This is a genomic window from Amycolatopsis sp. NPDC104819 (assembly GCF_055583145.1).
This window is the reverse complement of sequence record NZ_JBVJON010000003.1, coordinates 65994-88860: the sequence shown is the minus strand read 5'-3', so window position 1 is coordinate 88860 and position 22867 is coordinate 65994. Positions and strand designations below refer to the sequence as shown.

Annotated in this window: 23 protein-coding genes and 1 pseudogene; 15 read left to right on the top strand and 9 right to left on the bottom strand. The window is 71.5% G+C overall.

What is annotated here, in order from left to right; genetic code table 11:
* The 4 genes from ACZ63E_RS09475 (at position 1) to nudC (ending at position 5296) form a co-directional block, all read left to right on the top strand.
* Positions 1-1545 (top strand): DUF2207 domain-containing protein, encoded by a 1545-nt coding sequence (locus ACZ63E_RS09475; protein ID WP_465335590.1) that lies wholly within the window; start codon positions 1-3, stop codon positions 1543-1545.
* A 63-nt stretch (positions 1546-1608) separates the two neighbouring features.
* On the top strand, positions 1609-2901 hold the full coding sequence (locus ACZ63E_RS09470) for a M16 family metallopeptidase (protein WP_465335589.1): 1293 nt from the start codon (positions 1609-1611) through the stop codon (positions 2899-2901).
* On the top strand, positions 2898-4277 hold the full coding sequence (locus tag ACZ63E_RS09465) for a M16 family metallopeptidase (protein ID WP_465335588.1): 1380 nt from the start codon (positions 2898-2900) through the stop codon (positions 4275-4277). The genes ACZ63E_RS09470 and ACZ63E_RS09465 overlap by 4 nt, the downstream gene beginning before the upstream one ends.
* Positions 4277-5296, top strand: a complete 1020-nt coding sequence (gene nudC / locus ACZ63E_RS09460) for an NAD(+) diphosphatase (protein WP_465335587.1) — start codon at positions 4277-4279, stop codon at positions 5294-5296. The genes ACZ63E_RS09465 and nudC overlap by 1 nt, the downstream gene beginning before the upstream one ends.
* Before the next feature lie 13 nt (positions 5297-5309).
* Here nudC and ACZ63E_RS09455 read toward each other — a convergent pair whose 3' ends face one another.
* Complete coding sequence (locus ACZ63E_RS09455) at positions 5310-5765, bottom strand: hypothetical protein (RefSeq protein WP_465335586.1); 456 nt, start codon at positions 5763-5765, stop codon at positions 5310-5312.
* 227 nt (positions 5766-5992) lie between these two features.
* Between ACZ63E_RS09455 and ACZ63E_RS09450 the strand changes: the two genes are divergently transcribed.
* The 6 genes from ACZ63E_RS09450 to ACZ63E_RS09425 are packed head-to-tail and all read left to right on the top strand — an operon-like array spanning position 5993 to position 12695.
* A complete protein-coding gene (locus tag ACZ63E_RS09450) occupies positions 5993-7201 on the top strand; it encodes an ROK family transcriptional regulator (protein ID WP_465336087.1) in 1209 nt (402 codons plus the stop codon).
* A 23-nt stretch (positions 7202-7224) separates the two neighbouring features.
* The gene (locus ACZ63E_RS09445) at positions 7225-8583 is read left to right on the top strand and encodes an extracellular solute-binding protein (RefSeq protein ID WP_465335585.1); all 1359 of its coding nucleotides are present in this window, start codon (positions 7225-7227) and stop codon (positions 8581-8583) included.
* Complete coding sequence (locus tag ACZ63E_RS09440) at positions 8580-9572, top strand: carbohydrate ABC transporter permease (protein WP_465335584.1); 993 nt, start codon at positions 8580-8582, stop codon at positions 9570-9572. The genes ACZ63E_RS09445 and ACZ63E_RS09440 overlap by 4 nt, the downstream gene beginning before the upstream one ends.
* Positions 9569-10459 carry a carbohydrate ABC transporter permease gene (locus ACZ63E_RS09435; protein ID WP_465335583.1) on the top strand — a complete coding sequence of 297 codons (891 nt, stop codon included), beginning with the start codon at positions 9569-9571 and terminating at the stop codon, positions 10457-10459. Before ACZ63E_RS09440 ends, ACZ63E_RS09435 begins: the two co-directional genes overlap by 4 nt.
* Positions 10456-11721: a 6-phospho-beta-glucosidase gene (locus tag ACZ63E_RS09430; protein WP_465335582.1), complete on the top strand. Its 1266-nt coding sequence runs from the start codon at positions 10456-10458 to the stop codon at positions 11719-11721. The genes ACZ63E_RS09435 and ACZ63E_RS09430 overlap by 4 nt, the downstream gene beginning before the upstream one ends.
* A complete protein-coding gene (locus ACZ63E_RS09425; RefSeq protein ID WP_465335581.1) occupies positions 11718-12695 on the top strand; it encodes an N-acetylglucosamine kinase in 978 nt (325 codons plus the stop codon). The genes ACZ63E_RS09430 and ACZ63E_RS09425 overlap by 4 nt, the downstream gene beginning before the upstream one ends.
* A 53-nt stretch (positions 12696-12748) precedes the next feature.
* Here the strand turns inward: ACZ63E_RS09425 and ACZ63E_RS09420 are convergent, their stop codons facing one another.
* The 4 genes from ACZ63E_RS09420 to ACZ63E_RS09405 form a co-directional block, all read right to left on the bottom strand.
* Positions 12749-13261: an SRPBCC domain-containing protein gene (locus ACZ63E_RS09420; RefSeq protein ID WP_465335580.1), complete on the bottom strand. Its 513-nt coding sequence runs from the start codon at positions 13259-13261 to the stop codon at positions 12749-12751.
* Positions 13258-13581, bottom strand: a complete 324-nt coding sequence (locus ACZ63E_RS09415; RefSeq protein WP_285482766.1) for an ArsR/SmtB family transcription factor — start codon at positions 13579-13581, stop codon at positions 13258-13260. Before ACZ63E_RS09415 ends, ACZ63E_RS09420 begins: the two co-directional genes overlap by 4 nt.
* Positions 13582-13762: 181 nt before the next feature.
* Positions 13763-15127 (bottom strand): GntT/GntP/DsdX family permease, encoded by a 1365-nt coding sequence (locus ACZ63E_RS09410; protein ID WP_465335579.1) that lies wholly within the window; start codon positions 15125-15127, stop codon positions 13763-13765.
* Positions 15124-15618, bottom strand: a complete 495-nt coding sequence (locus ACZ63E_RS09405; protein ID WP_465335578.1) for a gluconokinase — start codon at positions 15616-15618, stop codon at positions 15124-15126. The genes ACZ63E_RS09410 and ACZ63E_RS09405 overlap by 4 nt, the downstream gene beginning before the upstream one ends.
* A 103-nt stretch (positions 15619-15721) precedes the next feature.
* Here ACZ63E_RS09405 and ACZ63E_RS09400 point away from each other — a divergent pair, with 103 nt between their 5' ends.
* Positions 15722-16405 carry a FadR/GntR family transcriptional regulator gene (locus ACZ63E_RS09400; protein WP_465335577.1) on the top strand — a complete coding sequence of 228 codons (684 nt, stop codon included), beginning with the start codon at positions 15722-15724 and terminating at the stop codon, positions 16403-16405.
* Between the two features lie 40 nt (positions 16406-16445).
* Positions 16446-17348, top strand: a complete 903-nt coding sequence (locus tag ACZ63E_RS09395; RefSeq protein ID WP_465335576.1) for a cobalamin biosynthesis protein CobD/CbiB — start codon at positions 16446-16448, stop codon at positions 17346-17348.
* On the opposite strand, the gene ACZ63E_RS09390 is transcribed toward ACZ63E_RS09395, so the two are convergent.
* The 4 genes and pseudogenes from ACZ63E_RS09390 to ACZ63E_RS09375 form a co-directional block, all read right to left on the bottom strand.
* The gene (locus ACZ63E_RS09390) at positions 17338-17892 is read right to left on the bottom strand and encodes a TerD family protein (RefSeq protein ID WP_465335575.1); all 555 of its coding nucleotides are present in this window, start codon (positions 17890-17892) and stop codon (positions 17338-17340) included. The two genes, ACZ63E_RS09395 and ACZ63E_RS09390, sit on opposite strands and share 11 nt — an antisense overlap.
* Positions 17893-17919: 27 nt before the next feature.
* Positions 17920-18395 (bottom strand): annotated as a pseudogene (locus ACZ63E_RS09385) (FMN-binding negative transcriptional regulator).
* Between the two features lie 10 nt (positions 18396-18405).
* Positions 18406-19236 carry an SURF1 family cytochrome oxidase biogenesis protein gene (locus tag ACZ63E_RS09380; protein WP_465335574.1) on the bottom strand — a complete coding sequence of 277 codons (831 nt, stop codon included), beginning with the start codon at positions 19234-19236 and terminating at the stop codon, positions 18406-18408.
* Between the two features lie 60 nt (positions 19237-19296).
* On the bottom strand, positions 19297-19758 hold the full coding sequence (locus ACZ63E_RS09375; protein WP_465335573.1) for a low molecular weight protein-tyrosine-phosphatase: 462 nt from the start codon (positions 19756-19758) through the stop codon (positions 19297-19299).
* A 266-nt stretch (positions 19759-20024) separates the two neighbouring features.
* On the opposite strand from ACZ63E_RS09375, the gene ACZ63E_RS09370 reads away from it, so the two are divergent.
* From ACZ63E_RS09370 to ACZ63E_RS09360, 3 genes are read left to right on the top strand one after another with little or no spacing between them, the layout of a single operon-like run.
* Positions 20025-20846: a Nif3-like dinuclear metal center hexameric protein gene (locus tag ACZ63E_RS09370; RefSeq protein ID WP_465335572.1), complete on the top strand. Its 822-nt coding sequence runs from the start codon at positions 20025-20027 to the stop codon at positions 20844-20846.
* A 10-nt stretch (positions 20847-20856) separates the two neighbouring features.
* Positions 20857-21594, top strand: a complete 738-nt coding sequence (locus tag ACZ63E_RS09365) for a zinc ribbon domain-containing protein (protein WP_465335571.1) — start codon at positions 20857-20859, stop codon at positions 21592-21594.
* The gene (locus tag ACZ63E_RS09360) at positions 21591-22715 is read left to right on the top strand and encodes a bifunctional RNase H/acid phosphatase (protein ID WP_465335570.1); all 1125 of its coding nucleotides are present in this window, start codon (positions 21591-21593) and stop codon (positions 22713-22715) included. Before ACZ63E_RS09365 ends, ACZ63E_RS09360 begins: the two co-directional genes overlap by 4 nt.
* Positions 22716-22867 lie beyond the last annotated feature (152 nt).

Below are 22867 nucleotides of genomic sequence, written 5' to 3'. Positions count from 1 at the left end.
GTGCTCGCGGCGGCGGCGCTGGCGCTCTTCCTCACCGCGGCGCCGGTCGACCAGCCGCCGTTGCCCGCGCTGCCGCAGAGCGCGGAGATCCAGCTCAAGCTGGAGCGCGACGGCTCGCTGTCGGTTGCCGAGGCGGTCTCCGTGCCCAACGGCCTGACGATGGACCGCCGGGTCCCGCTGCGCGTCGCGGCGCCGCACCACCGCGACCGCGTCTACGGCGTCCGTGACGTCGTCCTCGAAGGCAGCGGGACGGCGTCGGTCGACAAGGACGTCTTCACCGTCCACCTGACCGCGGGCACCTCGATCGTCCGGTACACAGTGGACGGTGCGGTCGACGGCGACCGGGTCACCTGGGAGCTGGCCGGCGGCTGGAGCGCCGAGCTGAAGTTCCTCCGCGCGTCCTTCGCCACACCGAAGATCCCGGCGGCGGTGGACTGCCTCGCCGGGCCGCCGGATTCGGACTTCCCGTGCGGCGCCGCGCAGATCGACCACGCCGGGCTGACCCGGTTCAGCCAGCAGAACCTGGCCGCGGGCCAGCGGATGACCACGACCGTCGAGCTGCCGGCGGGCACCGTCCCGGCGAACGCAGTACTCGTCCCCGCCAAGACGATCGCCGGCGCGTTCGTGCTCACTGCCCCGGTCGCCTGGGCCTGGGCCGGCTTCGGCGCGCTCCTGCTGGCGGCGGCCGCCTGGGTCCTCCTCGCCCGGCGTAGCTTTCACGTGAAAGCTACGGTTCCAGGTGGTCGCTTTCACGCGAAAGCGACGGGGGAGTTCGCGTCGCCTGCCGGGGTGCTGCCCGGGCACACCGGCCTGCTGCTGCACGGCCGTGCCGGGCCCGCCGACCTGGCCGCGACCGTGCTCGACCTGGCCGTCCGCAACTACCTCTGGGTGAGCGACGGCCCCACGCTGACCCGCCGCAACCCGCCCGACGAGCACCTGACGGCCTTCGAACGTGCCGTCTTCGACGCCGTCGTCCCCGAGGAGTCGGTGACACTCGCCGAACTGCGGCAGCGGCACGTCGAGATCCCACGAGCGGAGCTGCACGCCGATCTCGTCGGCCGCGGCTGGCTCGCGACCGGACGGCTCGGGCGCGCCGGGACCCGGGTCGTCTTCTACGGCGTGTTCCTGACCGTCCTGCTCGCGCTGACCGTCGGGTACGCCCAGCTCGGCGTCCTCCTCGCCCTCACCGGGGCCGCCGCGGTCGCGGTGTCGGCCGCGCTGCCCGCGCACCGCCGGGCGGGCGCCGAGGTCGCGCGGCGGCTCCGCGGCGTCGCGGAAGAGCTCGGCTCGGTGCGGGCGAAGGACTTCGGCAAGCCGCACCGGGAGCTCGTGTTCTCGCGCGGCCTGCCGTACGCGTTAGCTCTGGGCGAACTGGGCCCGTGGGTGGCCGCCTTCGGCGCGCTCGACCACCCGCCGCGGGTCTACTGGCACGCCGGCGACGTCACGCCTGACCAGGCCGGATCCTTCGCGCTGAACCTCACGGGGGTGCTCGCGGCGGCCCACCGTGGTCGCCTCCAGAGCCTCGTGAGTGGTAATTCGGGTTAGAACCCTAATCGCCACTCACGAGGCGGGCAGCCGAGAAGTGCCGACCCGTCGTAGGGTGGGGCCATGGCCGATCCCGAGCTCGTCCGATACACCCTAGACAACGGTCTGCGCGTGGTTCTGGCACCCGACGCGACCGCGCCCGTGGTCGGTGTCAGCGTGCACTACGACGTGGGCTTCCGCTCCGAGCCGGAGGGGCGCACCGGTTTTGCGCACCTCTTCGAGCACCTGATGTTCCAGGGCTCCGAGAGCCTGGAGAAGCTCGCGCACTTCCGGCACGTGCAGTCCAGCGGTGGCACCTTCAACGGGTCCACCCACCCGGACTACACCGACTACTTCGAGGTGCTGCCGAGCGCCGCGCTCGAGCGCGCGCTGTTCCTCGAGGCCGACCGGATGCGCGCGCCGAAGCTGACCGCCGAGAACCTGGCGAACCAGATCGACGTCGTCAAGGAGGAGATCCGGCTCAACGTGCTGAACCGGCCCTACGGCGGGTTCCCGTGGATCACCCTGCCGCCGGTCCTGTACTCGACGTTCCCCAACGCGCACAACGGCTACGGCGGCTTCGAAGACCTCGAGAGCGCCACGGTCGAAGACTGCGCCGCGTTCTTCGACACCTACTACTCGCCGGCGAACGCGGTGCTGACCGTGGCGGGCGACTTCGAAGTGGACAACGCGAAGAAGCTGATCGAGGCGCACTTCGGCGACGTCCCGCACCGGCCCGCGCCGCAGCGGCCCTCGTTCGCCGAGCCGCTGCCGACCACCGAGCTGCGCGGCGAGGTCGAAGACCCGCACGCCCCGCTGCCCGCGCTCGGCATCGGCTACCGGATGCCGGACCCGATCAACGACGTCGACGGTTACCTGGCCTACCTCGTGCTCGCCGGGGTGCTGACCGACGGCGACGGCTCCCGGCTGCAGCAGCGGCTGGTGCACAAGGAGCCCCTGGTCGTCGATATCGGCGCCGGCGCCGGGCTGTTCGGCCCGTTCGAGGCCCGCGACCCGGACACCTTCACCGTCACCCTGATCCACCCGCACGAGGTCCCGCGCGAGCGCGTGCTCGCCGCGCTGGACGACGAGCTGGAGAAGATCGCCGAGAACCCGCCGAGCGAGGAGGAGCTGCGCAAGGTCACCGCCCGCTGGACGGCGAGCCTGCACTCCGAGCACGACCGCCTGGTGAGCCGGACGCTCGCGCTCGGCTCGTTCGAACTGCTCTACGGCGACGCTTCGCTGGTCTACCGGCTCGCGGACCGGATGTCCGCCGTCACCTCGGAAGCCGTGTCGGCCGCGGCGAAGGCGCTGCGCCCGGACGCGCGCGCCGTGCTGGTGGTCAAGCCCGCTTCGGAAGGGAACAACGAGCAGTGACTTCTGCAACGCACCGCACGGCCGAGGAGATCGGCCGCACCGCGCGGGGCCCGCGCCCGCTGCCCCCGCTGGGCGAGCAGCGCGCCGCCGGCGACCTGTCGCATGTGGACACCGAGCTCGCGAACGGCCTGCGCGTGCTGGCCGTCCGCAAGGCGACCGTGCCCATGGTCGAGGCGCGGCTGTGGATCCCGTTCGCCGGCGACGACGCCCTGCACCCGGCGATCGCCGAGGTGCTCGCCGAGACGATCCTGACCGGCACCGCGCGCCGCAACCGCATCGAGATCGACGCCGAGCTGGCGCTGATCGGCGGCGACATCGGCTGCGGCGTCGACCCGGAACGCCTGGTGCTGACCGGGTCCGCGCTCGCCGAGAAGCTGCCGACGTTCCTCGACGTGCTGGGTGACGTCCTCACCGGCGCGACCTACGCCGACGAGGAGATCGCCCGGGAGAAGGAGCGGCTGGTCGAGCGGATCGCCGTCTCCCGCACCCAGCCGCGCACGATCGCGCGCGAGGCCCTGCAGAAGCACCGCTACGGCGACCACCCGGCGACGCGCGAGGTGCCGCGCGCCGAAGACGTCGCGGTCGTGACGCCCGAGCAGGTGCGCGAGCTGCACCGGGTGTCGGTGCAGGCCCGCGGTTCGGTGCTGGTGCTGGTCGGCGACATCGACCCGGCCGCGGTCGTCGGCGAGCTGGAGAAGGTGTTCGGCGGCTGGGCTTCGGACCGCTCCGCCGTCCGGCTCCCGCCGTTGCCCGACCTGACCGGCCCGGACGTGCTGCTGGTGCCGCGCGCCGGGGCCGTGCAGTCGCAGATCCGGCTTTCGGCGCAGACCGTGCCGCGCACGGACCCGGGCTACGCGGCGCTGCAGCTGGCGAACCTGGCCTACGGCGGGTACTTCTCGTCGCGGCTGGTCGAGAACATCCGCGAGAACAAGGGGTACACGTACTCCGCGCACTCCGGCTTCGAGTTCACCGACGGCACGGCGGTGGTCAACGTCGACGCGGACACCGCGACCGACGCGACCGCCCCGGCGCTGCTGGAGACCCGCTACGAGCTGGGCCGCCTCGGCCAGGTCCCGCCGGCCGGCGACGAGCTGGAGTCGGTGCGGCAGTACGCGATCGGCTCGCTGCTGACCTCGACGTCGTCGCAGTCCGGGCTGGCCGGGCAGGTGCTGGCGCTGGCCTCGACCGGGCTCGGCCTGGAGTGGCTGAACGAGCACCCGGCGCGGGTGGCGGCGGTGACCGCCGCGGACGTGGCGGAAGCGGCGTTGAAGTACTTCGCCCCCAAGCGGTTCACCGGCGTGGTGGTCGGCGACGCGGCGGTGCTGGAGCGCAAGCTGCTGTCCCTCGGCGACGTCGTCGTGGGCGAGCCGGCCTGATGTCCGTCCCGTTCACCCTCGGTGCGCTGCCGACCCTGTCCCGCTCCACTGTGGACAGGCAGGAAGGCTTGCGCACCAACCCTTCGCGGCTGTTGTCGCGCTGGCCCGACGCCCGGGTCGTCCTCCTGGACGACACCGGGCGCACCCCGGTCGTCGAGGGTTCGTCGGTGCTGGCGTTCCGCAAGGCGATCGACTTCGGCGCGGCCCCGCCACCGGACGCGGTGTTCCTCGGCGAGTGGCAGGACGTCGACTACTGGTCGCTCCCGGGCGGCCCGACGGGTGACGCCGGCACGGTGAAGATGGCGGGCAGCTGGGGGTTCGTCGAGGAGGTCCCGAGCGCGGACGGCGAGATCTGGGTCGAGCTGCGCGGCTACGGCGACCTGCTGGACGACACGTCGGCGGGCCTGTTCACCACGGCGCAGGCGCTGCGGAACTGGCGCCGCCAGGCGAAGTTCTGCACGCGCTGCGGGCATCCGACCGAGCTGATCCAGTTCGGCTGGGCGAGCAAGTGCACCAACGACGGCCGCGAGGAGTACCCGCGCACGGACCCGGCGGTGATCTGCCTGGTCCACTCGCTGGAGGGCACGAACGGCTCGCACGTCCTGCTGGCCCGCCAGCCGATCTGGCCGGCCGGGCGATACTCGGTGCTGGCGGGGTTCGTGGAGGCAGGGGAGTCGCTCGAGGCGTGCGTCCTGCGCGAGATCCGCGAGGAGGTCGGGGCTCGGGTGTCGGACGTCCGGTACCTGGGCAGCCAGCCGTGGCCGTTCCCGCGTTCGATCATGCTGGGGTTCACGGCCCGGGCGGACCGTGCGGCGCCGCTGGTGCCGGCGGACGGCGAGATCGAAGAGGCGCTGTGGGTGTCGCGCGCCGAGGTGCGTGAGGCGTTCGCGAACAGCCAGCTGAGGAACGAAGGCGCCCGCCCGACGCCCATCGCGGACGGGGCGGCGGAGATCATCCTGCCGGGGAACTCGTCCATCGCCCGCGTGATGCTGAAAGCCTGGGCGGACGCCGAGGAGTAGCCGCTCCTCGGCGTCAAGGCCAGTACGGCTGGGCGTTCGCCGCCGCTTCGGCGATCGCCCGGCCGTCGATCACGGTCCCTGTCCGCTCGAGACCGACCTTCCGCCACTCCACGCTGAACTCGACCGGCCCCGCCGGCAGCGGCGCCAGCCACAGCTGCCGGTCACCCCGGTAATGCCGGTCGCCGCTGCTCGCCCCGCCGCCGACCTCCGTCAGTGCGCCCACGTCGACCCGGAACTGCAACCCCGCGTCGTCCGGGCCCGGGAATCCGCCCGCGTGGCTGCTGTCGATGCCGTCCCAGACCTGCTGGGACAACGACCCCCGACGCACCGACAGGTGCACGGCAAAACCGCAGCCGCCCGGGTATGCGACCACGTGCTGCAGCGCGACCACCGCCAGCTCCGTGCGCGCGACGAACCGTGCGATCGGCACCGGGCAGCCGAGCACGTCCTCGGGCGGTGTCGTCTCCATGTCTCCAGCGTCCCCGCCCGCGCAAGCGAATACCCAAGCCCGCGGGACCGGCGGAACTCGTTCACCGGTGTTGCGTCCAGGTAGCCCAACGCGCCGCCAAGCGTTACCTGGCCGTTTCCGGAGCCCGTTGACGACTGTGCCCCGGCTCACTACAGTCCTGCGAAACCGTCTGTAAAGTATCCTAATTAAGTCGGGAGCGACGAAGAGTGCGAGCCGGTAGCCCGCGGATGCTGCGCGAGATCAACGATCGCGCCGCCATCGAGGTCCTCCTCCGGGAGGGCCCGCTGACCCGCGCCGAGCTCGAGCTCGCCATCGGGCTCTCCAAGCCCGCGACCGCCCAGCTCATCACCCGGCTCGAGCTGGACAACCTCGTCGTGAAGGCCGGCGTCCGGGGCGGTGGTCGCGGCCCGCGCGCCCAGCTCTGGGCGGCCAACGGCGGCCTCGCCTTCGTCGCCGCCGTCGACCTCACCCCGCACATCGCCGACTTCGTCGTCTCCGACGTCGCCGGGATCGTGCTCGCCGAGTACCAGGTGCCGCTGCCCGTCCACGAAGGCGCCGACGTCGTCGGGACCTTCGGTGACGCCCTGAACCACGTCACCGCGGCGGCCGGGATCACCCGCGAAGAGCTCGCCCACGTCGTGATCGGCGCGCAGGGCGCGTTCGACCCGCGGACCGGCCTGCTCTCCTCCGCCCCGCACATCCCCGGCTGGCTCGGCTTCGACGTCCCGCAGAAGCTGTCCGACGAGCTCGGGGTCGACGTCCTGATCGAGAACGACGTCAACCTGGTCGCCGTCGAGGAAATGAGCGTCGGGCAGGCCCAGGACGTCGACGACTTCGTCATGGTCTGGCTGTCCGAAGGGGTCGGCGGCGCCGTCGTCATCGGACGGCGGCTGCTGCGCGGCGCCACCGGCGGCGGGGGCGAGATCGACTGGATGCGCGTGCCCGACGCGGCCACGGTGGACACCGGCGACGTCTGGCCCGAGGCCGGCGCCCGGTTCGGCAACCTCGTCGACTCGCCCGCCATCTGCCGGCTCGCCGCCGCCCACGGCATCGAAGCGAACACCGCCTGGGACGCCGTGGCCAAGGCCGAGCCGGGGCACCCCTTCCTCGACGACCTCGCCCGGCGGGTCGCCGGCGGCGTCGCCAACCTCGTCGCGGTCGCCGACCCGCAGCTCGTGCTCCTCTGCGGCGACACCAGCCGCGCCGGCGGAGAAGCCTTCGCCGCGCTGGTGCAGGACCGGCTGCACGAGCTGGTCCTGCCGCGCACGCCCGTCGGCTGTGCGTCGGTGCAGGGCAACGCCGTCCGCGCCGGCGCGCTGCAGTCGGCGCTCGCCACCACCCGTGAGGACGTCTTCGGCGTCGTCACCCCCACGCTCCTCGGGTCGCGCAGGCCCGAGGCCGGAAGAACCCGTCCCGCCCCGTCCCCGACCGAGTAGCCCAACCGATGAGGAGGAGGGCCATGCCCCCTACCACCCGGATCCGCCGAGGCGCCCTGTTAGCGGCCGCCGCCGCGGCGTCCGTCCTGCTGACCAGCGCCTGTTCCGGCGCCGCCGCCCCGAGCGGGGGTGACGCCGCGGCCGCGCCCGGCAAGGACGACAAGCTCACCATCACGGTGTACTCCAAGTTCACCGACCGCGAGTACGGCGTGGTCACCGCGGGCCTGAACAAGCTCAAGGCGAAGTTCCCGAACATCGAGATCAAGCACGAGGGCAACCAGGACGACGACAAGCTCACGCAGTCGATCCGCGGCGGCAACCCGCCCGACGTCGCGATCTCCTTCTACACCGACAACCTGGGCGCCTGGTGCTCCACCGGCAGCTTTCAGGACCTCAAGCCCTACATCGACCGCGACAAGATCGACCTGAACCAAATCCCCGAAGCGGTCCGGAACTACACCGAGTACCAGGGCAAGCGGTGCGCGATGCCGATGCTCGCCGACGTCTACGGCTTCTACTACAACAAGGACATGCTCGCGGCGAAGGGCGTCACCTCGCCGCCGAAGACCACGGACGAGCTGCTCGAGGACGCCAAGAAGCTGACCGAGTACAACGCGGACGGCTCGATCAAGGTCGCGGGCTTCCTGCCCTCGATGCCGTTCTACGCCAACCAGGCCCAGTACTGGGCGCCGAACTTCGGCGCGCCGTTCCTCGGCCCGGACGGCAAGTCGGACCTCGCCACCAACCCCGGCTGGAAGGCGATGTTCGAGTTCCAGAAGAAGCTGATCGACGCGCTCGGTGGCCACGACAAGGTCGAGCAGTTCAAGGCCGGCCTCGGTGACGAGTACTCCGCCGACAACGGCTTCCAGAAGGGCAAGCTGGCGATGATCTACGACGGTGAGTTCCGCACCGCGTTCATCAAGGACCAGGCGCCGACCCTGAACTACGCCACCGCGCCCGCCCCGGTGCTCACCACCATGGCGGACAAGTACGGCAGTGCCTTCACCACCGGCACGATCATCGCGATCCCCAAGGGCGCCAAGAACCCCGGCGCCGCGTGGGAGCTGATCAAGCAGGTCACCCTGGACACCGACACCCTGGTGGACATGGCCAACGGCCTGAAGAACGTGCCCAGCACGAAGGCCTCGCTGACGTCGCCGCGCCTCGACCTGCAGCCGCAGTTCAAGACGTTCCTCGACATGTACGACAGCGGCAAGCTCGTGTCGAACCAGACCACGCCGATCGGTGACGCGCACCTCAAGGCGGTCAACGACTTCGCCGAGAAGTGGCAGGCCGGCTCGATCCCCGATCTGACCGAAGGCCTGAAGAAGGTGGACGCGCAGATCGACGACGAACTGAAGCAGAAGGGCGCGGGCGGATGACCTCCACCCTCGCCGCGAAAACCGACGGTTCCCCGTCCGCGCCTGCGAAGGCGCGGACGGGGGCCCGCCGGGCCAAGCGCCGCCGGACCGTCTTCCTCTTCATGGCCCCGGCGTTCGTCGGGTTCCTGATCTTCTTCGGGTACCCGCTGATCGCCACGGTCTACTACTCCTTCACCCGGTACGACCTGATCAACCCGCCGCAGTTCATCGGGTTCGACAACTACGTCCGGATGTTCACCAGCGAGCCGCTGGTCGGCACGGCCGCGTACAACACGCTGTGGCTGGTGGTCGTGCTGACCGTCTGCCGCGTGGTGTTCTCCCTCGGCATCGCGTCGGTGATCTCGCGGCTCAAGTCCGGCGTCGGGCTCGTCCGCACCCTGTGCTACCTGCCGACGCTCGCCCCGCCCGCGGCGGCGACGCTGGCCTTCGTCTTCGTGTTCAACCCGGAGTTCGGGCCGGTCAACCGGTTCTTGCGGCTCGTCGGCATCGACGGCGGGCTCTGGTTCAACAGCCCGGCGATGTCGAAGCCGGCGCTGACGCTGCTGGCGCTGTGGGGCTCCGGCGAGCTGATGATCATCATCCTGGCCGCGCTGCTGGACGTCCCGACCGAGCAATACGAAGCCGCGGAGCTCGACGGCGCCGGCGCGGTCCGGCGGTTCTGGCACGTCACGCTGCCGTCGATCTCGCCGGTGCTGCTGTTCGGCGTGGTCAACTCGATCATCTACGCGCTGCAGTTCTTCACGCAGGCGATCGTCGCCGCGTCCGCCTCGGCGGGCACCGCCGACGTCGCCGGCAACTCGAAACTCATCGGGGCGCCACAGAACTCGACGCTGACGTATCCGATCTGGCTGTACGTCCAGGGTTTCCGCTACTTCAACATGGGTTACGCGGCCGCGATGGCCGTGCTGCTGTTCATCGTGTCCTCGGCGTTCACGTGGATCCTCGTGCGGCAGCTCCGGAAGTCCCAGCACCAGGAGGAGGGGGCATGACCGCACTGGCCGAAGCGCCGCAGAAACCGGCGGGTGTCCCGCCGAAGGTGCGGTTCAAGCACAGCTGGGACAAACGGCTGTCCTACATCGCGACACACGCGATCGGGATCGCGCTCGGCGTGATCTTCATGCTGCCGCTGCTGTTCGTGTTCCTCACCGCGGTGATGAAGAGCGACCAGGCGATGACGGCGAGCCTGTGGCCGACCGAATGGCACTTCGAGAACTTCGTCGAAGTGTTCAAGAAGGCGCCGCTGCTGGAGTACTTCGGCAACAGCCTGCTGTACTCGGCCCTGGCGACGGCGGGGGCGCTGCTGTCGGCGATCCCGGCGGCGTACGGCCTGGCGAAGCTGCGGTGGCGCGGGCAGAACCTGTTCTTCATGCTGACCGTGGCCGCGATGCTGCTGCCACCGCAGGTCACCGTCGTGCCGCTGTACGACCTGTGGGTCCGGATGGGGCTCACCGGCACGCTGGTCCCGCTGATCGTGCCGTACTTCTTCTTCGACGCGTTCTCGATCTTCCTGCTCCGGCAGTTCTTCCTCACCATTCCGAAGGACTACATCGAGGCGGCGAAGATCGACGGCTGCAACGAGTTCCAGGCGATGGTCCGGGTGCTGATCCCGATGGCCAAGCCGGGGATCGCGGCCACCGCGATGTTCTGCTTCCTGTTCACCTGGAACGACTACTTCGGGCCGCTGCTCTACACCGGCGAGAACCAGGACCACTGGCCGCTGTCGCTGGCGATCGCGTCCTTCCGCGGCATGCACCACGTCGAGTGGAACCTGACGATGGCCGCCACGGCCCTCATCATGGCGCCGGTCATCGTGCTGTTCATCTTCGCCCAGAAGTCGTTCGTCAAGGGCATCACATTCACGGGAGTCAAGGGATGAAGCTGGCAGTCGTCGGTGGCGGGTCCACCTACACGCCGGAGCTGATCGACGGGATCGCCGGTCGCCGGTCCACTTTGGACGTCGACGAGATCGTGCTGGTCGACCCGGACGCCTACCGCGTCGAGGCCGTCGGCGGGTTCAGCCAGAGACTGCTCTCGCACGCCGGTCACCCCGCGCAGGTGCGGACCACGCAGTCGCTGGAAGAGGGCGTCGACGGCGCGTCGGCGGTGCTGATCCAGCTGCGCGTCGGCGGGCAGCGGGCGCGGCGCTCCGACGAGACGTTCCCGCACGCCTGCGGCTGCGTCGGGCAGGAGACGACCGGCGCCGGCGGGCTCGCGAAGGCGTTGCGCACGGTGCCGGTGGTGCTCGACATCGCCGACCGCGTCCGCAAGATCGCCGGGGACGACACGTGGATCGTCAACTTCACCAACCCGGTCGGCATCGTCACCCGCGCGCTGCTCAACGAAGGACACCGCGCGGTCGGGCTGTGCAACGTCGCGATCAACCTGCAGCGGCAGTTCGGGAAGCTGCTCGGCGTCGGCGCGGACGACGTCAAGCTCGTCCACACCGGACTGAACCACCTGAGCTGGGAGCGCGGCGCGCTGGTCGACGGCGTCGACCGGCTGCCGGAGCTGCTGGAGGAGCACCTGGACTACCTGTCCAACGAGGTCAGTGTGCCGGAGAAGTGGCTGCGGCGGATGAACGTCGTGCCGTCGTACTACCTGAAGTACTTCTACGCGCACGACGAGCAGGTCACCAAACAGCGCACCGAGCGGCCGCGCGCGGACGTCGTCTCGGACGTCGAGGAAGAGCTGCTGAAGATCTACCTCGACCCGGAGCAGAACACGAAGCCGGAGTCGCTGGAGAAGCGCGGCGGGGCGTACTACTCGGAAGCCGCCGTGCAGCTGGTGCACGCGCTGACCGCGGGCGGGCCGGCCGAGGAGCACGTGGTGAACGTCCGCAACGACGGGACGTTCCCGTTCCTGCCGGACGACGCCGTCATCGAGGCTCGGTCCACTGTGGACTCGAACGGTGCGACGCCGATCCCGCAGCCGCCGGTGGAGCCGAACTTCTCCGGGCTCATCGCGGCGACGACGGCGTACGAGTTCCTCGCGCTGGAGGCGGCGGTCAAGGGCGGCCGCGACCGCGTGGCGGACGCGCTGCTCGCGCACCCGCTGGTCGGCCAGTACACGAAGGCCGACACGCTGGCGGACTCGCTCGTGCAGATCAACCGCGAGTACCTGCCCTGGGCGCGCGGATGAGGCCAGCTGTCATTGCCATCGACGGCGGGAACAGCAAGACCGAGGTCCTCGTGGTGTCGCACGAGGGCGTCGTGCTGGGAAAGTCGCGCGGTCCGGGCGCGTCGCCGCAGAACATCGGCGTCGCGGCGTGCGTCGCGGCGCTGGAGGACCTGGTCCTCGAAGCGCTGGGCGCGGCGGGCCTGCCCGACGAACGGCCGTTCGCGGTGCACACGTCGGCCTACCTCGCCGGGCTCGACTTCCCGCGTGAGGAAGAGGCGCTGCACGCGGCGCTGGCGGTCCGCGGCTGGAGCGACACGCTCGTCGTCGGCAACGACACCCTCGCGCTGCTCCGGGCGGGCAGCGCGGGGGTGGGTGTCGCGGTGGTGTGCGGCGCCGGGATCAACGGCGCCGGCGTCGGCCCGGACGGGCGGGTGCACCGCTTTCCCGCGCTGGGCAAGATCTCCGGCGACTGGGGCGGCGGGTACCGGCTCGGCGAGGAGGCCCTGTGGTGGGCCGTGCGCGCCGAGGACGGCCGCGGCCCGCGGACCGCGCTGATGCCGGCGGTGGCGGCCTACTTCGAGAAGCCGACGCTGCTGGACGTCGTGCAGGGCCTGCACTTCGAGGAGATCGACCCGGCGTCGATCCACGGCCTCTGCCCGCTGCTGTTCGAGGTCGCGGCGGCGGGCGACGAGGTCGCGGCGGACATCGTGACGCGGTTCGTCGAGGAGGTCAGCGTCTTCGCGGCGGTGATCCTCCGGAAACTGGACCTGACCGAGGAGGCGCCGGAGATCGTCCTGGGCGGTGGCGTGCTGACCGGGATCGGCGCGCCGGTGATCGCGGAGATCGAGCGCCGGTGCCTGAAGGTGGCGCCGCGCGCGGTGGTCCGCGTCGTCGACGTGAACCCCGTGGTGGGAGCGGCCCTGTTCGGACTGGACACGCTGGGCGCGTCAGAGGCCGCGAAGGCGGCGCTGAAGGCGGCGACCCAGCGCGTGTGAACTCTGGCGGGACGGGCCTCGAAGCGGCGCGAGGCCGGTCCCGCCAGACCCTTTCACGGCGCGGGGACCAGGATTTCGCCGGTCTCCAGCAGCGACTTGAGGTCCGACAGCACCCAGGCCCAGCCCCCACCGGCGTTCTCGCCCGGCCCGGCGTTGACGTCCTCGTGCACCCCGGCCACCATGTCGGCGGTCAGCGGCGCGCCGGTGAGGTCGTGGGTGACGGTCAGTCTGGTGCCGGCGGTCTTCGTCGCCTCGATGTCGTAGGTGAGCGTGGTGTACGGCTCGGCGCCCATGCCGTCCGGGCCCATGAGCAGCTTCCAGGTGATGACGAGCTTCCGCGGCGGGTCGACCTCGAGGACCTCGCCGTCGACGAGGTCGCCGGTGAAGCCCGCGTCGATGAACTCCTGCGTCGCGCGGGTGCGGTGCTTGCCGCCGACCTTGAGGTCGAAGTCGGCGAGGCCGGTGTAGCCGTACTTCTGCGTCCACTCCGGCTTGGTGATGGCTTCCCAGATGCGTTCCGGGGTGGCCTTGATGTAGACCCGGTGGACCTGCACGGTGGTCGTCATGGTTCTTCGCCTTCCAGTTCGTTCTTGAGGTCGAGCAGCGCGGTGACGTGGCGTTCGGTGTACTTGTCGATCCACCGGTCGTGGATCTGCCGGATGGGCACGGGGTTGAGGAAGTGCCGCTTCTCACGGCCTTCCTTGCGCGCGACGACGAGCCCGGCCTCTTCGAGGAGCTTCAGGTGCTTCATGACGCCGAAGCGGGTCATGTCCACCTGGGTCTCGAGCTCGGTGAGCGTGCGGCCGTCACGCTCGAAGAGCAGGTCGAGCAGGAACCGGCGGGTCGGATCCGCCAGCGCCTTGAACACCAGGTCGTCGTCGGGCACGTCAGCGAGAATAGGTGACCAGAAGGTCACATGTCAACGGACGCGGTCCGTGTCGACCCTCCAGTCACGCGTGTCGACCCCCTGATCACGCGTGTCGGCTGTTCGCGCACGCGCGTGATCGGGGCGACGACACGACGAAGGCCGCCACCCGGCGTGGGTGACGGCCTTCCGCGGACCCGGCCTAAACGACCAGCGACAGCGGCAGGATCAGGGCGATCGCCACCACCGAAATCAGCGTCTCCATCACCGACCAGCTCTTCAGCGTCTGGCCCACCGACAGCCCGAAATACTCCTTGACCAGCCAGAACCCGGCGTCGTTGACGTGCGAGAAGAACAGCGACCCGGCGCCGATCGCCAGCACGAGCAGCGCGCTGTGCGACGGGTCCATCGAAGCCGCCAGCGGGGCGACGATGCCCGCCGCCGAGACCGTCGCGACCGTGGCCGAGCCCGTGGCCAGGCGGATCGCCACCGCCACCAGCCAGCCGAGCAGCAGCGGTGAGAGGTTCGCGTCCTTGGCCAGGCCCGTGATGACGTCGCCGACGCCCGCGTCGACCAGCGTCTGCTTGAAGCCGCCGCCCGCGCCGACGATCAGGATGATCCCCGCGATCGGGCCCAGCGAGTCACCGACCACAGTGGACAGCCGGTCCCGGCCGAGGCCTGCCGGGCGGCCCAGCAGGACCATGCCGACCAGCACCGCCGCGAGCAGTGCGATCAGCGGGTCGCCGACGAAGTCCAGGATCTTCCGGGCCTGGCTTTCCTTGGCCAGCAGGATGTCCGAGAGCGCTTTCGCCAGCATGAGCACCACCGGCAGCAGCACGGTGGTCAACGTCGCGGCGAAGCTGGGACGCGGTTTGTCGGTGTCCGCGCGTTCCGGGATCAGCCGCTCCGGCGGCGCGGCGTCCGGCACCAGCCGGGCCGCCAGCCGACCGAACAGCGGGCCCGCGATGACCAGCGTCGGGATGCCGACGAGCAGGCCGAACGCCAGCGTGATCCCGACGTTCGCGTTCAGCGCGCCCGCCGCGGCGAGCGGGCCGGGGTGCGGCGGGACCAGGCCGTGCAGCACCGAGAGCCCGGCGACGGCCGGAATCCCCAGCAGCATCAACGGCTTCCCGGTGCGCTTCACCGCGAGCAGCACCACCGGGATCAGCATGACGAGCCCGATCTCGAAGAACATCGGCAGCCCGATCAGCGCCGCGACCAGCGCCATCGCCCACGGCAGCGCGGCGCCGCGGGCCTTGCCCAGCACGGTGTCGACGATCTGGTCGGCGCCGCCGGAGTCGGCCAGCAGCTTGCCGAGCATCGCGCCGAGGGCGATCAGGATGCCGACGGACGCGACCGTGCTGCCGACCCCGCCGGAGAAGCTCTTCAGCAGCTTGTCGACCGGCATCCCGGCGGTCAGCCCGAGCACGAGCGACCCGAGCACCAGCGACAGGAACGGGTGCAGCTTCACCTTGGTGATCAGCACGACGATGACGGCGATCGCGACGACCGTCGCGACGATGAGCCGGGTGTCGTGGCCGGTCCAGGCGGTGGCGAGGGTGGTCATGAACGCTCCCGGAAGGCGGTCAGGGCGGCTTCGGTGATCTCCTCGGGTGTGCCGCCGATGTCGAAGATCGCGCCGGGCTCGTCCGGCTCGAGGGGCTCCAGGTCGGCGAGCTGGGAGTCCAGCAGCGACACCGGCATGAAGTGACCCGAGCGGTGCTTCATCCGCTCGGCCAGCAGGGCGCTGTCGCCGTGCAGGTGGGCGAACCAGACGTCACCGCCGGTTCTCAGCACGTCCCGGTACCGGCGCTTCAGCGCCGACGACGTCACGACAGCGCCGGAGCGCTCGTGGTCGCGGATCCAGCCGGCGATGGCTTCGAGCCAGGGGGCGCGGTCCTCGTCCGTCAGCGGGTGGCCGGCGGTCATCTTCGCGATGTTGGCCTTCGGGTGGAACGTGTCCGCTTCGGCGTATTCGACGTCGAGCGCGCCGGCGAGCGCCGTGCCGATCGTCGTCTTCCCGGAGCCCGACACCCCCATCACCACGATGACGGTCATCCCGCACCTCCCACTTCGTTGTGCCCGGGTGAGTGAAACTCAAAAGTACTACTTATTCAAGATGAAGTACTACTTAATCGAGTCAGACGGCTAGCTTGGTCGGGTGAGGCATGAGCAGGTATTGGACGCCCTCGGCGCGGCGATCGCGACCGGAGCGCTGCCGCCGGGCACCGTCCTACGTTCCGAAGAGCTGCAGGAGCGCTTCGGCGCTTCGCGGACGGTGGCGCGCGAAGTCGTCCGCGTGCTCGAGACGATGCAGCTGACCAGCAGCAAACGCCGGGTCGGGGTGATCGTGCGGGCGCCGGGGGAGTGGAACCACTACGACCCGCGGCTGATCCGCTGGCAGCTCGACGGCCCGTCGCGGCCCGCGGCGCTCGCGACCCTGAACGAGCTGCGCTCGGCGGTCGAGCCGTGCGCGGCGCGGTTCGCGGCCCTGCGCGCGACGCCGGAGGAGCGCGGCCGCCTCGGCGCGCTGGGGGAACGCCTCGCGCGGACGGCCCGCGCGCGCGACCTCACGACGTTCCTCGAGTTCGACATCGCCTTCCACGACCTGCTGCTCGGCGCGTCCGGCAACCCGATGTTCGCGCAGCTGTCGGAGGTCGTCGCGGAGGTGCTGACCGGGCGGACCGGGCACGGCCTGATGCCGCCCGAGCCGCAGCCCGAAGCCGTGGCGCTGCACCTGGAGGTGGCGGCCGCGGTGGCGGCCGGGGACGCCGACCGGGCGGAGCGGGCGATGCGCGACATCGTCGTCCAGGCGCGTGACGAGATCGCCGCGCTGGTCGAGTAGCCTCGTCGGGAACTGGACTTACTTCCGCCGGGGGGCACGGGTGAGCGCGGCGCGCGCGATCGGACTGGTGTTGGGTGTGGCGGCCGACGGCGCCCTGGGCGACGCCCGGCGACGGCCACCGGTGACGGCGTTCCGCCGCGTCGCGCACCGCCCGGTCCCGGGCGCGCTGGTCGCCGGCGCGGCGGTCCTGGGCGGCGTGCTGCTGGAACGAGCGGGCCGCGGCCGTCCCCTGGTGCAGGCGTCGGCGACGGCGGTGACGACGTGGGCGGTGCTCGGCGCGGCGGGCCTGGCGCTGCAGGGCACGGAGCTCGCCCGCGACCTCGAGGAGTGCCGCTTCGAGCCGGCGCGCTCGACACTGTCCGAACTGGACCCCCGGGTCGCCGACGCCCTGGGGCCGGTCGCGCTGTCCCGCGCGTCGGTGGAAACGTTGGCGGAGAACACTTCCGACGCCGTGGTGGCGCCCCTGGTGTGGGGCGCGGTGGCGGGCGTGCCGGGCCTGCTGGGGGCGCGCGCGGTGAGCCTCCTGCGCCGGGCCCGCGACGGCCGTCGTGGCCACTGGGCGATCGACCGGCTCGACGAGCTGGTCCACCTGGTGCCCACCCGCGTGGCGGCGGCCCTGACGGTCTTGGCGGCCCCGGTGGTCGGCGGCTCGGCGGGCGGCGCCTGGCGGGCGTGGCGCCGCGACACGATCGCCCACCCGAGCCCCAACGCGGGCCGCGTGGAGGCGGCTTTCGCGGGCGCGCTGGAGGTCCGCGTCGGCGGGCGCACGGTGTACCCGCACGGGGTGGCGGAGCTGCCGGTGCTGGGCGTGGGGCGCAACCCGGACGCGGGGCACGTGACGCGGGCGGTGGAGCTGTCCCGGGTGGTCGGCTGGCTGGCCGGGGTGACCGCGGTGGTGCTGGCGGTGTTGACGGGGTTCCGCCGCCGTTCCGTCAGTACCTGAGCCCGTACTCGCGCGAGAGCCCGAACAGTCCGGACGGGAACTCGCGTGCCTCCGGCTGGAAGAGCCAGCCGTCCTGGTGCCGCCGTAGCGAGCCGAGGACCACGGCGGTCCCGTCGGACAGGCCGTCGGGACGGTGGCCGGCCAGTTCGGCGCCGTCGGGCCCGGCGATCCGGACGTGCGTTTCGTCGATCTGCTCGAAGCTCAGGCGGCGGGTGTCGGCGTCGTAGATCGTCAGGACGAACACGATCTTCTGCACGCCGGCGGCCAGTTCGCGGAACGAGATCCGGACCAGGTCGGCGTTCGCGGCCTGGTCTTCCCGCTCCTGCCGGATACCGCCGCAAGGACTCCGGAGGTTGTTGAAGAAGACGTGGTAGCCGTCGCCGAGCGCGCGCCCGTCGGCGCCACAGCCGATCGCGGCGGCGTCCAGGTCGATCTCGACGTGCGTGTCTTCGGCGACCTGCCACCCGAACGTGACGTCGACCGTGTCCAGTAGGGGGATCACCACCGGATCACCTTCCGGGCAGGTGCCGAAGCGGTCGGTCATGACCTTCATCCTGCCCGACGCGCTCGCTCAGCTGCGGCGTTTCAGCTGGGTCAGGGCTTCTTCGTCCAGTCGTCCGCCCCGTTCGGCCAGTTTCCCGCGGATCCGCTCGCGGTCCTCAGCCGTCCGGTTCCCACCGAACTTGAACTTCGCCCGGACCCGCGTGATCGTGAACTCGATCCCCCGGATCCCCGGCAGCAGCCGCCGGTCCGGCGCGTCGGAAGCGCTTACCGGCGCCCGGGCCCCGTCCGTCTCGAAATGGCGCAACTGCTTGTCCAGCAATGCCGCATTCGCAGCCGGGTCGTCGACCACCGTCAGCAGCGCTCGCGGGTGCTCCTCCAGCAGTGGCCAGATCGGGTTCGGGCGGGCCAGGTGCGTGACGATCGTCCGGTCGCCGTCGGCAGGTCGCGGCCCGTGCCGCCCGCGATCAGCTGGCCGAAGTCGTGCCCGGCCGGCCACGCCTGCCACTCGGCGTCCTCGGCCGCGTCCCAGGGGTGGATCAGCATGACCCGAGTGTCACCGAGGGCCACTTTCCGCGTACTCGTCCTCGGCCAGGATCTCCGCGACGGACTTGCGACGCGTCGGCGTCGAAGCCGACTCGGTCAGCGCGCCGCCCGGCTTCAGCTCGCGGACGGTGAAGTACAGCCAGCCCAGCAGGGCCATCGCGCCGAACGCGATCCACTGCAGCGCGTAGGAGAAGAACGGCCCCGAGTCGGTCTGCGGCAGCGGCAGCGCGCCCAGCACCCCCGGCTGGCCGGTGTCGAGCTGGAAGTACCCCGGCCGGATGTCGAGCTTGCCCGCCCGCGCGACGACCTTCGAGTCGACGACGTAGCTCTGCAGCTGCCCGCCGGTGGAGGCGTCGGCGAAGGCGTCGCGGTTCTTCGGGTCGACCTCGTCGGCGCGCACCCGCGCGGTGACCTGCACGGTCCCGGCCGGCGGGGCCGCGTACGGCAGCGCCCCGGACTTGCTGTCGAGCCGGACGTACCCCCGGTCGATCAGCACGACCGTGCCGTCGGTGGTCCGCAACGGCGTCAGCACCTCGAAGGCGCCCTCACCCTGGACGGTCCGCAGCCGCGCGACGACTTCCTTGTCCGCCAGGTACCGGCCGCTGATCGTGACGAGGTGCCATTCGGTGTGCGGGCCGGGCACGGCGCCCGGCGGCAGCAGCTGCGCGAACGGCAGCGGGGCGGCGGTGAAGGACGCCTCCAGCGCGGAGTTCTGCTGCTCGCGCTCGGTGTTGCGGCTGAACTGCCACGGCGAAAGCAGCGTGAAGCAGCAGATGGCGAAGGTGAACACCACCACCGTCAGCGCCAGCCACCCGGGCTTGAGCAGGAACCGCAACCGCACCCCACCACGGTAGGCCGTGCCCGGTCCGGGCCGCCCGCCGACCTCCACGACCGGTGACTTCTACCCCCGCGAACGCACCCAATCGAGCAAACCGGGCACCGAGCGTTCGATCATGCCGAGGACGTCTTCGAAGCCGTCGTCACCGCCGTAGTACGGGTCCGGGACCTCGGCCCCTTCGGGCGCCGACGGGTCGAACGAGCGCAGCAGCCGCACCTTCGCCGGGTCGTCGACGCGGGCGCGGAGGAACTCGGCGTGCCCGGCGTCCGCGGCCAGCAGCAGGTCGGCGGCCAGGTCCTCGTCCGACACCTCCGAGGCGACGTGGGAGGTCGGGTAGCCGTGCGCCTTGAGCGTCGCGCGGGCGCGCTTGTCGGCGGACTCCCCGGCGTGCCACGGGCCGGTGCCGGCGCTGGTCACCCGGACGGCGTCACCGAGACCGGCGTCCTCGAGCCGGGCGCGGAACACCAGCTCGGCCATCGGGGAGCGGCAGATGTTGCCGGAGCAGACGAAGACGAGGTGCGTCACGTCCCCAGCGTAACCACCGGGTTCACCCGGTCACCCGCTCGCTCGGCGGTACCCGGCGCCCGACCCCGCCACTTAGCGTCGATCGGGCGAGGACGCGAACCGGAAGGAAAGCGATCATGCACGGATGCTGCTCGAAGTGCACCGGTCAGGGCTGCGGCTGCTGCGGCAACTGCAACTGACGAACCCACCCGGCGCTCGCGGCGGCGGCGGTCCGACGCCGCCGGAGCGCCCTTAGTCCGGCGCTGCGCCCATGCGAAGATCCCCGGGTGCCCGCCCTTTCCGAAATCATCACCGCGCTGGAGCAGGCGTACCCGCCCGCGCTCGCCGAGTCGTGGGACGCCGTCGGCCTCGTCTGCGGCGACCCGGCCGAACCCGTCACCAGCGTGCTCTTCTGCGTCGACCCCGTCACCGAGACCGTCGACGAAGCCCTCGAGATCGGCGCGCAGCTGATCGTCGCGCACCACCCGCTGCTGCTGCGCGGGGTGCACGGCGTCCCGGCCGACACCGCCAAGGGCGCGCTCGTCCACCGGATGATCCGCGAGGGTGTCGCCCTCCACTGCGCGCACACCAACGCCGACTCCGCCGACCCCGGCGTCTCCGACGCGCTGGCCGCGGCGATCGGCCTGCGCGTGACCGGCCCGCTCGAGCCGAACGAAGACGGCGTCACCGGCATCGGCCGCCTCGGTGAGCTGCCCGAGGCCGAGCCGTTCGCGATGTTCGTCCAGCGGGTCGCCGACGCGCTGCCCGCGACCGTGCCCGGCGTGCTCGGGGCGGGCGACGCCGACCGCCCGATCCGCACCGTCGCCGTGTCCGGCGGGGCCGGGGACTCCTACCTGAAGCAGGCCACCGCGGCCGGTGTCGACGCCTTCGTCACCGCCGACCTGCGGCATCACCCCGCCGGTGAGCACCTCGCGGCCCGCGGCCCGGTGCCCGCGCTGGTCGGGCTGACGCACTGGGCGTCCGAATGGCCCTGGTGCGGGCAAGCCTCGGCGGTCGTGGCGCGGGCGTTTGCGGGTAACGTCGACACCTCCGTCTCCACGCGGTGCACCGACCCGTGGAACGTCCGCGCCGAGCGCACATCGATTTAGAGGGAGCACCGTGAAGGCCGAACCCGCCGTGCAGCGTCAGCTGCTCGAGCTCGCCAAGGTGGACGCCGAACTCTCGCGCACCGCGCACCGCCGTCGCACCCTGCCCGAACTGGCCGAGATCGACGCCGGGGAGAAGACGGTGCGCGAACGCCGTGACGCGCTCGTGTCGGTGGAGACCGCCGCCTCCGACCTCGACCGCGAGATTGCCCGCCAGGAGAAGGAGATCGAGTCGGTGCGGGCCCGCGAAGACCGCGACCGCAAGCTCCTGGCGTCCGGCACGGTCGTCGCCAAGCAGATGGCCGACATCGAGCACGAGCTGCAGAGCCTCGAACGCCGGCAGGGCGCTCTCGAGGACGACCTGCTGGAGCTGATGGAGCAGCGCGAGGCGCTGGGCCTGGACGCGCAGCGCACCGGCGCCGAGGTCGACAAGGCCGAAGCCGAGGTCGCGGCCGCGGTCGTCCGCCGCGACGAGGCGTTCAAGGACCTCGACACCACCCGCGCGCGTCGCGACGAAGACCGCGTGAAGCTGCTGCCGCGCTTCCCGGAGCCGCTGCTCAAGCTGTACGAGCGCGTCCGCGAGCACAAGGGCATCGGCGCCGCGCTGCTGCGGGCCCGCCGCTGCGGCGCCTGCCAGCTGGAGCTGGACCGCAACACCGTCAACGAGATCAAGGGCGCGCCCGAGGACGACGTCGTCCAGTGCGAGAACTGCGGCGCGATCCTGGTCCGGACCGTGGAGTCGGGTCTGTGACGTCGCACGTGGTCGTGGAGGCCGACGGGGGTTCCCGGGGCAACCCGGGCCCGGCCGGGTACGGCGCGGTGGTCAAGGATCCCGCGTCCGGCGAGGTGCTCGCCGAGCGCAAGGAAGGCCTCGGGGTCGTCACCAACAACGTCGCCGAGTACAACGGCCTGATCGCCGGGCTGGCCGCCGCGGCCGAGCTCGGAGCGTCCACTGTGGACGTCCGGATGGACTCGAAGCTCGTGGTGGAGCAGATGTCCGGGCGCTGGAAGATCAAGCACCCGGACATGCAGCCGCTCGCCGAGCGGGCCAAGGAGCTGGCCGCCGGGTTCACGCGCGTCCGCTACGAGTGGATCCCGCGCGCGGAGAACTCCCACGCCGACCGGCTGGCCAACGAAGCCATGGACGCGGCGACCGGCAAGCCCGCCGCCACGCCGAAGCTGCCCACTCGCAAGCCCGACCGCGCGACAGTGGCCTGGACCGGCGCGAAGGGCACCCCGACCCGGCTGCTCCTGCTGCGCCACGGCCAGACGGAGATGTCGGCGCTACGCCGCTACTCCGGCCGCGGCGACGTCCCGCTGACCGAGCTGGGCCGCGCGCAGGCCGCGGCGGCGGCGAAGCGGCTGGCCGCGATGGACGGCCTGGTCGACGGTGGCGTGGGTGGCGAGGCCGTCCCGATCATCGCCTCGCCGCTCACCCGCACCAAGCAGACCGCGCAGGCGGTCGCCGACGCGCTCGGCGGCCGCGTCGAGACCCACCCCGGCCTCATCGAGACCGACTTCGGCGACTGGGAAGGGCTGACGTTCGCCGAAGCGGCCGACCGCGACCCCGAGCTGCACCGCTCGTGGCTGGGCGACAGCGCGGTGCCGCCGCCGAACGGGGAGAGCTTCGACGTCGTCCACCGGCGGGTCCGCAAGGCCCGCGACGAGCTGATCGCCGAGCACGGCGGGAAGACGTTGCTGCTGGTCAGCCACGTGACGCCGATCAAGACGCTGCTCCGGATGGGCCTCGACGCGGGCCCGCAGCTGCTGTTCCGGCTGCACCTCGATCTGGCGTCGCTGTCGATCGTCGAGTTCTACCCGGACGGCAACGCTTCGGTCCGGCTGGTCAACGACACCTCGCACCTGGCCTGACGACCCAAATGTGGGGTGGATCACGCTCAATGCCGACGCGTGGCCGACCCCCGATGGGGTATTGGCTACAGTGTCTCGACCGCGACGCCGCGGTGGCGGGCCCGGCCTCGGGCGCGCTTCATGGGGCGCCAGCTCGTGCGTATCCCACCGGC

Excerpts from the sequence above, each read along its gene's own strand:
- ACZ63E_RS09470 (WP_465335589.1), top strand. The coding sequence starts at position 1,609 with ATGGCCGATCCCGAGCTCGTCCGATACACCCTAGACAACGGTCTGCGC.
- nudC (WP_465335587.1), top strand. The coding sequence starts at position 4,277 with ATGTCCGTCCCGTTCACCCTCGGTGCGCTGCCGACCCTGTCCCGCTCC.
- ACZ63E_RS09455 (WP_465335586.1), bottom strand. The coding sequence starts at position 5,765 with ATGGAGACGACACCGCCCGAGGACGTGCTCGGCTGCCCGGTGCCGATC.
- ACZ63E_RS09450 (WP_465336087.1), top strand. The coding sequence starts at position 5,993 with ATGCTGCGCGAGATCAACGATCGCGCCGCCATCGAGGTCCTCCTCCGG.
- ACZ63E_RS09445 (WP_465335585.1), top strand. The coding sequence starts at position 7,225 with ATGCCCCCTACCACCCGGATCCGCCGAGGCGCCCTGTTAGCGGCCGCC.
- ACZ63E_RS09440 (WP_465335584.1), top strand. The coding sequence starts at position 8,580 with ATGACCTCCACCCTCGCCGCGAAAACCGACGGTTCCCCGTCCGCGCCT.
- ACZ63E_RS09435 (WP_465335583.1), top strand. The coding sequence starts at position 9,569 with ATGACCGCACTGGCCGAAGCGCCGCAGAAACCGGCGGGTGTCCCGCCG.
- ACZ63E_RS09430 (WP_465335582.1), top strand. The coding sequence starts at position 10,456 with ATGAAGCTGGCAGTCGTCGGTGGCGGGTCCACCTACACGCCGGAGCTG.
- ACZ63E_RS09425 (WP_465335581.1), top strand. The coding sequence starts at position 11,718 with ATGAGGCCAGCTGTCATTGCCATCGACGGCGGGAACAGCAAGACCGAG.
- ACZ63E_RS09420 (WP_465335580.1), bottom strand. The coding sequence starts at position 13,261 with ATGACGACCACCGTGCAGGTCCACCGGGTCTACATCAAGGCCACCCCG.
- ACZ63E_RS09410 (WP_465335579.1), bottom strand. The coding sequence starts at position 15,127 with ATGACCACCCTCGCCACCGCCTGGACCGGCCACGACACCCGGCTCATC.
- ACZ63E_RS09405 (WP_465335578.1), bottom strand. The coding sequence starts at position 15,618 with ATGACCGTCATCGTGGTGATGGGGGTGTCGGGCTCCGGGAAGACGACG.
- ACZ63E_RS09390 (WP_465335575.1), bottom strand. The coding sequence starts at position 17,892 with ATGACCGACCGCTTCGGCACCTGCCCGGAAGGTGATCCGGTGGTGATC.